This is a genomic window from Ruegeria sp. CH2 (genome assembly GCF_056537065.1).
This window is the reverse complement of record NZ_JBQFQV010000005.1, coordinates 181,406-193,343: the sequence shown is the minus strand read 5'-3', so window position 1 is coordinate 193,343 and position 11,938 is coordinate 181,406. Positions and strand designations below refer to the sequence as shown.

Below are 11,938 nucleotides of genomic sequence, written 5' to 3'. Positions count from 1 at the left end.
CGGAGGGTGACGGCATTAACCAGGCGACGTCCTGAGCAGAAAAACGACCGCCCTTTTCGGGGCGGCCGCTGTGATGTGCTTTGTCACTTACGCCCGCGAAACGTCGGGTGATTTTAGCACATGGGGCGTATCGTAGGCATCCAGATCCAGTTGATCTTCGGATTTCGCAATAATAACGGTGCAGGCTGCGTCGCCCGTAACGTTGAGCGATGTACGTGCCATGTCGAGAATGCGGTCGATGCCTGCGATGATGGCAACACCTTCCAAAGGCAGGCCAACCGAGCTCAGAACAAGCGACAGCATCACCAGCCCGGCACCCGGCACACCAGCGGTGCCGATGGAGGCAAGTGTCGACGTCAGAATGATTGTGACATATTCCGACATGCCCAGCTCTATCCCAAAGGCCTGTGCCACGAAAAGAGCCGCAACGCCTTGGTACATGGCGGTTCCGTCCATGTTGATTGTCGCGCCAAGCGGCAGCGTAAAGCTTGCAACCGACCGGTTCACGCCAAGGTTCTGCTGAACCGCCGTCATCGTGACCGGCAGTGTCCCCGAAGAGGAGGTGCTGGTGAAGGCCACGATCTGCGGCTCGATGATGCCTTGGAAGAAGCGAATTGGGTTCAAGCGCGCAAAGATCGAAACAAGCCCGCCATAAACAATGACGGCATGCAGAACGCAACCAATATAGAGCGCAGCAATCACGGTTCCCAAAGGCAACAGGAGATCCAGACCATAGGTTCCGGCGACCCAGGCCATCAGTGCAAACACACCATATGGTGCAAAACTGATCACAATCTCAGTCAGCTTCAAGATGACGGAATTTAGGGCTTCAAAGAAATCCCTGACCGGCTTTCCAGCGTCACCCACCAGGTTGATGGCCAGACCGAACATAATCGCAAAGAAAATGATCTGAAGCACGTTGCCATCCGCGGCAGCGGCGATTGGGTTTTTGGGAACGATCCCGATAAGTTGCTGGATGAAAGGCGGAGATGCTTTGGGTTCCATTGCGGCTGCGGTGCTCAGATCAATTCCTGCGCCGGGTTGCAACAGCAGGCCCAAAGCGAGTCCAATCGTGATCGCGAATGCAGTTGTGCCCAGATAGAATACAATCGACTTCAGGCCAATTCGCCCCATGCGGGCCATGTCGCTGACCGATGTCATACCGCAAACGAGCGATACGAAGATCAACGGGACAATCAGCATTTTGATAAGCGACAGGAACAGGGTTCCAATGTTCTTGATCATGCCCGCAATTGCTGCGTTTCCGGTTGCGTTCAGCAACACGCCCGTAACCACCCCAAGAACAAGCGCGATCACGATTTGCTTCCAAAGAAGCATATTCCTCCAAGGTGCCATAAACCCTGTTTTGCGACTGGTATTCATCAATAGGTTCTCCCTTTCCATGGCAGTCAACTGGAATGAGCTGCCTGCAGTCGCCGCAAGGTAACACCGTCGTGCCGGTCATGGTTGCGCAAATAGAGAAACGGCATTGCAATATTTGCAATACCGTTTCTTCTGTCGGATAAAGTTTCGGTGGCGCCTAGAATTTTGCGAGCTGTACACATTTGCGGGCGAGCACATCGGTCGGGTCGACAGGAAGCGCCCCCAATGCGTCTGCGCTTTCAGTCACGATGAGCGGCAATTCCGTACAGCCGAGAATGATTGCCTCGGCTCCGCGCGCAACCAGATGGGAAAAGGCCCGGCTAATCTGTTCTTTGCAGAGGCCGTCGGTATATCCAGCTTTGACGCCAAACGGGCCATAAATTGAATCCATGACTAGGTTTTGATGATCGTCATCGGGAATGATGTGGGCAAGGCCTGCCTCATCAAGTGCTGTCTGATACAAGCCACTTTGTATTGTTCCATCCGTGCCGAGGACCCCGACCACACGCGTCTCTGGGGCGGTTTCTTTAATGTGTTCAGTGGTCGCGGCAAGGATACTGATGATCGGAATATCAAGGTGGCGCTGAATCCGATCGACATACGCGTGGGCGGTGTTGCAAGGGATGACCAGCATATCAGCACCACCGCGTTCCAGTTTTTTGCAGGTAGAATAGAGGGCGACAGTTGGATCGGTGCCTGCGCGGACCAGATTTTCAGTGCGGTCAGGAATCTGCGGGTTCTGTTCAACCAAGACTTTTATGTGATCCTGATCGCGGGTCGCCTCGGTCCCTTTGACCAGTTTGGCAAGGAAATCTACGGTTGCGGCAGGTCCGACACCGCCGACCACTCCAACTTTGAACCGGTGACGGCGGTCTGGCTGGGTCTCTTGCAGGGCGTAATCCGCGTAAACCGCTGCCGTGTCTATGGCCGTCATGTTGTCTGGCAGGTCAAGCTGGTTGAGCAACAAGGGCAGTTCAGAAAGACCGGGCACAAACACGGTCGCGCCTTGTTCGAATAGGTTGGTCAGGGCGGCATTTATGGGTTTCAGAACGTCTTCATTGCAGTGTCCTGCTTTGAAACCGATGCGTCCATATACGGCCTCCATGACGGCACTTTCCAGATCTTCCCGGGGATGGAGGATCTGTATTTCCCTGCCAAACAGGTTCTCGAACAAACCAGTTTTCCTGACAAAAGGCGTCGTGATGACACCAATCTTTGTCGGCTCGGGACGCAGTCTGGTAACGGCGGCGGCGATCGCCTCTGTCATGCTGATCAGCTTCAGTTCAAGCTCGTCCTGCAGTTCATGCAGAAAGCTATGGGTGACAAAACATGGAAGCAGCGCCACGTCACATCCATCCCGTTCCATGCGGGACAGTGTGTCAAAAACATAGAGTTTTCGGTGTGTTGGGCTGTAGCTCAGCTCTTTGGGGGAGGCTGGTTCGCGCAGCGGTTTCTGGTGAAATATCAATTCCCTGTGGTCTTCTTCCGACCTGACCGGTGTCCTTTGAACAATTCTGTTCAGCAGGTCGGCTCCGGCAAGGGCGCCCAGGCCGCCAACGATTCCTATGCGTAAAGATTGGTTTTTGTTCATTGGGCAATCTCCGGAGCCCTGCCGTGCATGTGCTGCAATGCAGTCTCGGCAAGTTCTCCTGGCAAAGCGGGTTTTGCGGCCTCTTGCAGGTTCAAGCCATGCGCCTGTGCATATTTTGCAAGTTTGGTGGCAGCCTCATATCCGATCACCGGGGCCAGTGCGGTGACATGTACAAGGCTGTTGCTCAGCAACATCTCGCATCTTTTCTCATCCGCAACGATACCGTCCACGCAGCGGGTGCGCAGCACATTCATTGCATTGGTCAGAGACCCCATGGTTTCCAACACTTTATGGATGATGACCGGCTCCATCGCGTTGAGCTGGAACTGGCCGGCCTCGGCGGCCATTGTGACGGTCAGGTCATTTCCGATTGCCTGATAGCAAACCTGATTTACAACTTCGGGAATAACCGGGTTTATCTTGCCGGGCATAATGGACGATCCTGCCTGAACCGCGGGCAGAATGATTTCTCCAAGCCCAGCCCGCGGCCCAGAGGACATTAGGCGTAAATCATTACAGATCTTAGACAGTTTGATGCCAACCCGCTTGAGCGTGCTTGAGAACATCACAAAGGCACCCAGATCAGATGAAGCCTCAATCAGGTCCGGGGCCAGTTTAAGTGGCTCGCCGGTAATGTCGCGCAAATGCGCCAAAGCGACTTCGCCAAACCTTTCGGGGGCATTGATGCCGGTGCCAATGGCCGTGCCTCCAAGGTTCACTTCTGTCAGAAGGCGCGACAGGTCCCTCAACCGGTCGGCATCCTCGTTGATTGTTGTGGCAAACCCCCGGAACTCCGCACCAAGTGGCATGGGTACAGCGTCCTGAAGTTGGGTACGCCCGACCTTCATAATATGCTGAAACTCACATGCCTTTTGGTCGAAGGATTTGGTCAGCAGATGCATTGCTTCAATCATAGGCGCGATCCTGGACAGAACAGCCAGACGGATTGCTGTGGGGTAAACGTCATTTGTGGATTGTGACCGGTTCACATCATCATTCGGATGAAGCTGGCTGTAATCGCCATGATCTGCCCCAAGCTTTTCCAGCCCAAGATTTGCAATGACTTCATTGGCATTCATGTTGGTCGATGTGCCAGCACCACCCTGCATGACATCAACAACAAACTGATCGTGATGGCCCCCGGCAATGATCTTGTCACAGACATCCGTAATGGCCGACGCTTTCCGGTGGGGCAGGACGCCCAGGTCCTTGTTGGCCATAGCACAGGCTTTTTTGACCGACGCCAGTCCGACAATCAATTCCGGATAGTGGCTGATCGCCACCCCCGTAATCGGGAAATTTTCCAGCGCCCGTTGGGTCTGGCTGCCCCAGGTCGCTGCCAGCGGGATCTTTACCGGGCCAAGGCTGTCGGATTCGGTTCTGTGTTGTTTCATGATCTGAGACCTTTTTGTGGTCATGCGGCCTGCATCAAATGCGAGGGGCCGAGACTCTGTGAGTGTGTTGGTCTGACCGTACCGCCATCAAGTCCGCCCACCCATGACAACTTTCGCAAAGGTGTTGCGAATTTTGCAACATGCTTCTACCGTGTGAAGTTTCTGCAATTGGAGAATTTAGATGGAGATCGATTGGCTGGAAGACTTCTTGGCACTTTCAGCTGCTGGGGTATTTGCCCGCGCGGCGGATGCGCGCAACATAAGCCAGTCGGCTTTCACGCGGCGGATCAAAAACCTGGAAAACTGGACCGGGACCCCATTGTTTGACAGGAGCGTACACCCGGTTGAGCTTACGTCAGCAGGTCATGCATTCAAGCAAACCGCAATCGACACGGTTGCCGCACTAAAGCAATCCAAAAGCGATATCCGTGGCTTATCTCGTCAGGAAGCATCGGTGCTTGATTTCGTCGCGCTTCATTCGTTGGCAATTTCCTTCTTCCCGAACTGGCTGACACGAATGTCCAGCCATCTTGGTCCCACCAAAACCAGGCTGGTCGCGGAAAACTTCTCCGGCTGCGCCGAGGCAATTTTATCCGGAAGCGCAGACTTTATGTTGTGCTATTCCCATCCGACCGTGCCCACTATTTCAGATGAAAACCGATACCCGTCTTCGACCATCGCAAAAGACCGGATCATAGCCGTCAGCGTTGTCGATGCTGATGGGCGAGCCAAATACAGCTTCGAAGGGGAAAGCCCGGTTCCATTGCTGTCATACACTCCTGACAGTTTTCTGGGCCGCGTGTCCCAGGTTTGTCTGGATCGCGGAGGTCTGAGTCACATTGTGAGCCCCATCTATGAAAACTCCGTTGCCGAGGCGCTTAAGTCCGCTTGTCTTGCGGGAATTGGCGTTGCATTCCTTCCCGAAAGCGCGGCGGATCGAGAGTTGAAAGACGGGAGTTTGCAGAAGATCAGCCAACCAGAATTCGAGCTTTCAATCGACATCAAACTCTACCGTTCGATCGAGAGGTCCCGAGCAGAGTTGGAACGCTTTTGGATGATGGCTCAAAACCTGTAAGGCACATCGCAAGTCTGTAATGGAGAAGGGTGATGCTTACGGCGGGTTTCCTGGCCCTTACTCTGTTTCGGCGACCATCTTTCTGAAGTTCGTACCGCGCGGGTTGGAAACGTGGGTGTAAAGAATAATATCCAGCGGCAGGCGGCCGTATTCCGGAGAGAGGATGACGGCATCGCCAGTAATTATGTGATTCTGGATGAGCGAGTGAGGAACCCAGGCAGCGCCGCTTCCTTCCAAAACCATCTGGGAGATCCCCACCGAAAACGCGCTTTCCACAGCCGATCTTCCCGTCCAGGCACGGTCCGCTTTAGCTTGATGCAGTAAAACAATCTGCCCAAAAAAGCTGTCTGCGGGGAAATCAATGCAGGGGGCGTCCGGTGGTAGGATCTGACCTTCCAGCAGCTCATATTTTAATGCGCCTCCGACGACCGGAAGCAAAGTGTCCCGCCGCCAAATGTAACGATCAACGGTGTCGTCGAAAGGCACCTGGGGCAGCTCACGGAATTCATAGCTCACCAGAATGTCGCATTCATGGCGCAGGAATGTGGACATCGCTGTCACCTGGTTCTGCGTGCGCAATCGGATTTGCGGCAATCCGCTGCGTGCGCGGAGTTTGCGAAGAATCTCCGGAACGACGGACACCGAAAGCGAGTGCTGCGTCGCCATCACCAGCGGTTCTCCGATGCCTTCCGGGTTATTAAGATGCCCATGCAATTGCCGCAAATGCGCGAGCAGCGACCGGATTTGAGGTTCGCTTTGTAGTAGCGTCGGAGACAGCTCTACCCGGTTGGCCTCACGGACCAGCAAGCTTTTTCCGATCCAATGTTCCAGTGATCTAATGCGCCGTGAAAAGGCGGGTTGTGTTACATTCCTGCGCGCGGCAGCGGCGGTCAGGCTGCGCTCTTCCAACAGGATCAGAGCGTCTTCTAGAAGGCGTGTATCCATGCTTACCCATACCTTATGTACGGGTACACTGCAATATTGGCATTATCCTACACGATTTTTTGCGTTTAGCCTTACTTAGAATACGCAAGGGGAATGTACACAATGCAAACCGCAGCGGCAGAAGGTGCTATGGCAGTGGGCGGCAACCTCGCGCTTGTAAGGCGCGCGCTTGAGAACTTTCCACGTGTGCGTTTTGGTCATTTTCCGACCCCTTTGGAGCCGCTGGAAAGGTTGAGCGACGAGCTGGGCGGGCCGCGCATCTGGGTCAAGCGCGATGACTGCACGGGCCTTTCGTCGGGCGGCAACAAGACTCGCAAACTGGAATTTCTGATGGCCGACGCCATGAAGCTGGGTGCTGACACAGTGATCACACAAGGCGCCACCCAGTCCAATCATGCACGACAGACAGCAGCCGCAGCAGCCCGGTTGGGGCTGAACTGCCATATCCTGCTTGAGGATCGCACCGGGTCGAATGACGAGACTTATAACTTCAACGGTAATGTTCTGCTGGATCAGCTACATGGCGCAACCGTTTCCAAACGAGCAGGTGGTGCCGACATGAACGCTGAAATGGAAGCCTTGGCCAGCACGCTGCAAGATCAGGGCCGCAAGACCTACATCATCCCGGGCGGCGGCTCCAATCGCGTTGGGGCGTTGGGTTATGTGAATTGTGCCGCCGAGTTGGAAGAGCAAGCCGGAAACATCGGTCTCAAGATTGACGCCCTGGTTCATGCCACCGGCAGTGCGGGAACCCAAGCAGGACTGGTGGCTGGACTTGCTGCCCTTGGCAGCAACATTCACTTGCTTGGGATCGGTGTTCGGGCACCTCAGGGGAAACAGGAAGGCATGGTCTATGACCTGGCCTGCAAGACCATGGATTACCTTGGAATGGGGGCCGTGATTGAACGTACCTCGGTGCGCGCGAACTGTGATTATGTTGGCCCAGGCTACGGCCTGCCGACCGACGGCATGCGTGCGGCGCTTCTGAAACTGGCTCAACTCGAAGGGCTTTTGTTTGACCCGGTCTATTCGGGCAAAGGGCTCGATGGCCTGATTGATCAAGTTCGCAAAGGCTACTTCGAAGGAATGGATAATGTTGTGTTTCTGCACACCGGTGGAAGTGCAGCGTTATTTGGATATTCCGGCATTTTCGATCTGCCGGGCTATCAGGACTAACAAAAGCAACAGAAACTAAGGGAGAAAACCATGAAATATATGAAACCAGCGGCCGTATTGGCTTTTGCCTTGGCCTTTTCTGCTCCGGCTGTGGCTGAGGATCGCACGGGAACTTTGGCCAAGATTGACGCCTCGGGCGAAATTGTCATTGGACACCGGGAAAGCTCTGTTCCGTTTGCCTATCTGGACGAGAACCAAAATCCGGTTGGGTATTCGATCGACCTTTGCATGAAGGTGGTCGAAGCGGTTTCCGCCGAGCTGGGTAAGGAACTGACGATCAAATATGTGCCGGTGAACCCCAAGACCCGGATTGCACTGATGGCCAATGGCACGATTGACCTTGAATGCGGCTCGACCACGAACAACCTGACCCGTCAGGAGCAGGTCGAATATCTGCCCACGACCTTCATCACCGGTACCAAACTGATGGTCCGTAAAGACTCCGGCATCAATTCGGTTGCAGATCTGGGCGGCAAGGCCGTTGCGTTGGCGCAGGGCACCACCAACGAGCGTGCCGTCAAGGCGGCAATTGAAGAGCTGCGGCTGGACGTGAAGGTTCTTCCGGTGCGGGATCATGCCGAGGGCATGTTGTCTTTGGAAACTGATCGTGTGGATGTCTATGCCACGGATCACATCCTTCTGTTCGGGCTCATTGCAAAATCCAAGACCCCCGAAGATTTCGCGGTGGTCGGTGATTTCCTGTCTTTCGATCCCTATGCGTTGATGGTGCGCCGCGACGACAGCGCCTTTGAACTGATCGGCAAGAAGGCTATGGCAGATGTGTTCCGCTCGGGTGAGATCAACGACATCTATGCCAAGTGGTTCGATCCGCTGGGTGTCGGTCAGACAGACCTGCTGAAGGCTGCGTTCCAGCTTAATGCGCTGCCGGAATAACCTCCTCCTGTAGCAACACTGTCGGGCCTGCACCGTGCGCGGGAGGCCCGGCACCATTCTTATCAGGGTAGAAAGCATGAACTACAACTGGAACTGGGGTGTCCTCTTTGAAGAGGAATACCTTGGCTGGCTGATATCGGGGCTGGGGTGGACCTTTGCGGTCGCGCTTGTGGCCTGGGTTCTTGCGCTGGCCGTCGGTGTTCTAATTGGCGTCGGGCGCACACTGCCATCGCGGCCTGTTGCCTTACTTTGCACCACCTACGTTGAACTTTTTCGTAATGTGCCGCTTCTTGTACAACTGTTCCTGTGGTACTTCGTCATGCCTGAGATCGTTCCGGACGATCTGGGTCGTTGGATGAAGCGGGACATGCCAAATCCCGAGTATGTTACGGCTGTTATCGGTCTAGGACTTTACACCGCAAGCCGCGTTGCCGAACAGGTTCGTGCCGGGATCAATGCCGTCGGTCACGGGTTGACCAGCGCAGCCTATGCCAATGGCTTCTCGACTGCGCAGACATATCGCTACGTGTTGTTGCCGATTTCCTTCCGGTTGATCGTGCCGCCGATGACCTCTGAATTCCTGACTATCTTCAAGAATTCCTCACTGGCGCTGACCATCGGCCTTCTTGAACTGACGGCGCAAAGCCAGCAGATCGCGGAATACACTTTTCAGGGATTTGAGGCCTTTACCGCAGCGACGGTCATCTACGTCGTCATCGCTCTTGGTGCGACAGTCATCGCGCAGACTCTTGAAAAATACACCCGCATCCCGGGTTTTGTCGGAAAAGGCTGAATTATGGGTGATTTTGATCTTTCCGTCATCTGGAACAATCTTCCATTTCTGTGGCAGGGCTTGCAGCTCTCGCTATGGCTTACCTTTCTTGCTGTGATCGGCGGTATCATTTTGGGGACCGGCCTTGCCTTGATGCGGCTATCTGGTATCGCGCCATTGGCTCTCCTCGCCGCAGGTTATGTGAACCTGATCCGCTCGGTGCCGCTGATCTTGGTGATCTTCTGGTTCTACTTCCTGGTGCCTCTTGCTTTGGGTCGACCGATTGGCGGCTTCTATTCAGCGCTGATCGCCTTTGTCATGTTCGAGGCGGCCTACTATTCAGAAATTATCCGGGCAGGCATTCAGTCAGTCCGCAAAGGACAGGTGCATGCCGGACAGGCCACTGGCCTCAGCTACTGGCAGATCCAGCGCTATGTGGTCCTGCCACAGGCGTTCCGGAACATGATCCCGATCCTTGTGACGCAGGGCATCATTCTGTTCCAGGATACCAGCCTTGTCTTTGTTGTCAGCTTGCGCGACTTCATGACCGCCTCATCTATTGTCGCCCGAACCGAGGGCCGGCTTGCTGAGATGTATATCTTCGCCGCCCTTGTCTACTTCAGCATTTGCTTCGCCGGTTCACTTGTTGTCCGGCACCTTCAGAAGGCCAAAACAGCATGATCAGCATTGAAAACATCTCTAAATGGTACGGCAACTTTCAGGTGCTGACCGATTGCACCACCAACGTCAAAAAAGGCGAGGTTGTAGTGGTCTGCGGTCCGTCCGGATCAGGAAAGTCCACCCTTATCAAATGCGTTAACGGGTTGGAGCCGGTGCAGCAGGGCCGCATTCAGGTTGAAGACGTGGATGTCACCGCAAAAGGCACCAATCTTACCAAGCTGCGCTCGCGCATTGGTATGGTGTTCCAGCACTTTGAGCTTTACCCACATATGAGCGTGCGCGAGAACCTTTGTCTGGGTCAGCAGAAAGTCCTGGGCCGGTCACGTGACGAGGCCAACGCCAAAGCTGAAGCTCTGATCAATCGGGTTGGGCTCCTGCCACATATCGAAAAATTTCCCGGGCAGCTTTCAGGTGGACAGCAGCAGAGGGTCGCCATCAGCCGGGCGCTGGCTATGGACCCGATTGCGATGCTGTTTGATGAACCGACTTCGGCCCTTGATCCGGAAATGATCAATGAGGTTCTGGATGTGATGGTCGAACTGGCAAAGGACGGTATGACAATGATGGTTGTCACGCACGAGATGGGCTTTGCACGCAAGGTGGCGGATCGGGTGGTGTTCATGGATGCCGGTCTGGTAATTGAAGACCGTCCCACCGAGCAGTTTTTTGGCAACCCGGAAAGTGATCGAGCGCAGGATTTTCTGAGCAAGATTCTGAACCACTAGGCCTGCGATGCCGGGCAAGCGTTTGAAACTGGTTTCAGATTATAGGAGACACACAGCGTGTTGATGAGTAAACTTTTCCCCTGCTCTCGCTGGAAAAGAGGTTGAAAATGACAAGGGGTACGGCCAGCCAATCAGATATGCGGGACGCGCTGGCAGCACGACTAAACCACCTCGCCAAACAGGTTGGGTCAGTGAAATTCTTGACTGATGTTGCAGGTGTGAACCGTACGCAAATGAGCCGATACTTGGCCGGAACTTCGGTGCCCAGGGCCGAGCTTTTAGCTCAGGTTGGAAAGCGCCTAGCAATCCCCTTGGATTGGTTTTTTGAAACTGGAGAGCCGGGTAGAGACCTTGCAGAGCTCAAATTTGGGATGTCTTTCCGGAACGCAGTTGTCGATAGGAAATTTGGTTGTGTCGCGAATTTTGACCGAGGTTGACGAAATCGCGTGCCCTGGTGCTTGTTGCTTTCAAATCAATCGCGAGCAGGTTTCAGAATGGTTTCTTTGAAAGGCTGCCACTTCCCGAAGGATGTGGTTTTGTACGCTGTGTTTTTCTATTTGCGCCACACTGTTTCCTATCGCGACCTTGAAGAAATTATGGCTGAACGGGGCGTTTCCGTCGATCACGCCACGTTGAATAGATGGGTTGTAAAATATTTTCCGATGATCGCTGCGCGGGCGCAATCGAAAAAGCGTCCAACACAGAAATCTTGGAGAATGGACGAAACCTACCTCCGTGTGCGCGGTAAGTGGGTGTATCTCTATCGGGCCGTCGACAAAGCAGGGAACACCCTTGATTTTATGCTGTCTGAGCGAAGAAACGGTCCCGCAGCAACCAGGTTCTTTACCAAAGCGCTGTCATCAAACGGAATCCCAGACAAAGTCGTCATCGATAAGAGCGGAGCCAACGCAGCCGGCATTCGAGAAGTGAACAGGATTCTGAAGCGGTTTGGTTGCCAAGCCAAGGTGCAGACAATCAGGTCCAAATTTTTGAACAATATGATCGAGCAGGATCATCGGTTCATAAAACGGCGTGTTCGACATATGTGTGGGTTCAAATCATTCGCATCCGCGTCCGCTACGTTGGATGGCATCAAAGTCGTCAACATGATCCGGAAACAGCAATTCTTCAGCGCAGCCACCTCTGGCTTTCGGGTGTTTGCTGAGATCGTAGGATAAGTGTGCCTGGTAAGACGCTTACTTTGATCGTTCCAAAAATTTGCAACACAACCGTTCCAGGTTCTGATGGAATGGACATCCCCTGATCTCTCATCTGGTAGGTTTTGGAGATGGAAACCATCAG

The 11,938-nt window shown here is 54.1% G+C and carries 11 protein-coding genes; 7 read left to right on the top strand and 4 right to left on the bottom strand.

Features of this window, described 5'->3' with window-relative positions; genetic code table 11:
* Positions 1-87: 87 nt before the first annotated feature.
* The 3 genes from ACR0M9_RS10025 to ACR0M9_RS10015 form a co-directional block, all read right to left on the bottom strand.
* A complete protein-coding gene (locus ACR0M9_RS10025) occupies positions 88-1,338 on the bottom strand; it encodes a dicarboxylate/amino acid:cation symporter (protein ID WP_480529164.1) in 1,251 nt (416 codons plus the stop codon).
* Positions 1,339-1,540: 202 nt separating this feature from the next.
* Positions 1,541-2,974, bottom strand: coding sequence for a cysteate racemase (gene cuyB, locus ACR0M9_RS10020; protein ID WP_480773482.1), 1,434 nt, complete (start codon positions 2,972-2,974; stop codon positions 1,541-1,543).
* A complete protein-coding gene (locus tag ACR0M9_RS10015; protein ID WP_480484731.1) occupies positions 2,971-4,368 on the bottom strand; it encodes an aspartate ammonia-lyase in 1,398 nt (465 codons plus the stop codon). Before ACR0M9_RS10015 ends, cuyB begins: the two co-directional genes overlap by 4 nt.
* Positions 4,369-4,549: 181 nt before the next feature.
* Here ACR0M9_RS10015 and ACR0M9_RS10010 point away from each other — a divergent pair, with 181 nt between their 5' ends.
* Positions 4,550-5,443 carry a LysR family transcriptional regulator gene (locus tag ACR0M9_RS10010; RefSeq protein WP_480773481.1) on the top strand — a complete coding sequence of 298 codons (894 nt, stop codon included), beginning with the start codon at positions 4,550-4,552 and terminating at the stop codon, positions 5,441-5,443.
* Positions 5,444-5,500: 57 nt separating this feature from the next.
* On the opposite strand, the gene ACR0M9_RS10005 is transcribed toward ACR0M9_RS10010, so the two are convergent.
* On the bottom strand, positions 5,501-6,388 hold the full coding sequence (locus tag ACR0M9_RS10005; RefSeq protein ID WP_480773480.1) for a LysR family transcriptional regulator: 888 nt from the start codon (positions 6,386-6,388) through the stop codon (positions 5,501-5,503).
* Positions 6,389-6,517: 129 nt separating this feature from the next.
* Between ACR0M9_RS10005 and cuyA the strand changes: the two genes are divergently transcribed.
* From cuyA to ACR0M9_RS09975, 6 genes are all read left to right on the top strand, one after another.
* Positions 6,518-7,564: a D-cysteate sulfo-lyase gene (gene cuyA / locus ACR0M9_RS10000; RefSeq protein WP_480508395.1), complete on the top strand. Its 1,047-nt coding sequence runs from the start codon at positions 6,518-6,520 to the stop codon at positions 7,562-7,564.
* Positions 7,565-7,594: 30 nt separating this feature from the next.
* Positions 7,595-8,458 carry an amino acid ABC transporter substrate-binding protein gene (locus ACR0M9_RS09995; protein WP_480773479.1) on the top strand — a complete coding sequence of 288 codons (864 nt, stop codon included), beginning with the start codon at positions 7,595-7,597 and terminating at the stop codon, positions 8,456-8,458.
* A gap of 76 nt (positions 8,459-8,534) precedes the next feature.
* On the top strand, positions 8,535-9,251 hold the full coding sequence (locus tag ACR0M9_RS09990) for an amino acid ABC transporter permease (RefSeq protein WP_480484727.1): 717 nt from the start codon (positions 8,535-8,537) through the stop codon (positions 9,249-9,251).
* Between the two features lie 3 nt (positions 9,252-9,254).
* Positions 9,255-9,911 (top strand): amino acid ABC transporter permease, encoded by a 657-nt coding sequence (locus ACR0M9_RS09985; RefSeq protein ID WP_480484726.1) that lies wholly within the window; start codon positions 9,255-9,257, stop codon positions 9,909-9,911.
* Positions 9,908-10,636, top strand: a complete 729-nt coding sequence (locus ACR0M9_RS09980; RefSeq protein WP_480484725.1) for an amino acid ABC transporter ATP-binding protein — start codon at positions 9,908-9,910, stop codon at positions 10,634-10,636. The genes ACR0M9_RS09985 and ACR0M9_RS09980 overlap by 4 nt, the downstream gene beginning before the upstream one ends.
* Before the next feature lie 494 nt (positions 10,637-11,130).
* A complete protein-coding gene (locus ACR0M9_RS09975; protein WP_480773478.1) occupies positions 11,131-11,814 on the top strand; it encodes an IS6 family transposase in 684 nt (227 codons plus the stop codon).
* The last annotated feature ends 124 nt before the right edge of the window (positions 11,815-11,938 follow it).

What these genes read in the sequence shown, in the direction of transcription:
- ACR0M9_RS09995 (WP_480773479.1), top strand. Translation starts at nt 7,595, where the DNA reads ATGAAATATATGAAACCAGCGGCCGTATTGGCTTTTGCCTTGGCCTTT.
- ACR0M9_RS10010 (WP_480773481.1), top strand. Translation starts at nt 4,550, where the DNA reads ATGGAGATCGATTGGCTGGAAGACTTCTTGGCACTTTCAGCTGCTGGG.
- ACR0M9_RS10015 (WP_480484731.1), bottom strand. Translation starts at nt 4,368, where the DNA reads ATGAAACAACACAGAACCGAATCCGACAGCCTTGGCCCGGTAAAGATC.
- ACR0M9_RS10005 (WP_480773480.1), bottom strand. Translation starts at nt 6,388, where the DNA reads ATGGATACACGCCTTCTAGAAGACGCTCTGATCCTGTTGGAAGAGCGC.
- ACR0M9_RS09980 (WP_480484725.1), top strand. Translation starts at nt 9,908, where the DNA reads ATGATCAGCATTGAAAACATCTCTAAATGGTACGGCAACTTTCAGGTG.
- cuyB (WP_480773482.1), bottom strand. Translation starts at nt 2,974, where the DNA reads ATGAACAAAAACCAATCTTTACGCATAGGAATCGTTGGCGGCCTGGGC.
- cuyA (WP_480508395.1), top strand. Translation starts at nt 6,518, where the DNA reads ATGGCAGTGGGCGGCAACCTCGCGCTTGTAAGGCGCGCGCTTGAGAAC.
- ACR0M9_RS10025 (WP_480529164.1), bottom strand. Translation starts at nt 1,338, where the DNA reads ATGCTTCTTTGGAAGCAAATCGTGATCGCGCTTGTTCTTGGGGTGGTT.
- ACR0M9_RS09985 (WP_480484726.1), top strand. Translation starts at nt 9,255, where the DNA reads ATGGGTGATTTTGATCTTTCCGTCATCTGGAACAATCTTCCATTTCTG.
- ACR0M9_RS09975 (WP_480773478.1), top strand. Translation starts at nt 11,131, where the DNA reads ATGGTTTCTTTGAAAGGCTGCCACTTCCCGAAGGATGTGGTTTTGTAC.
- ACR0M9_RS09990 (WP_480484727.1), top strand. Translation starts at nt 8,535, where the DNA reads ATGAACTACAACTGGAACTGGGGTGTCCTCTTTGAAGAGGAATACCTT.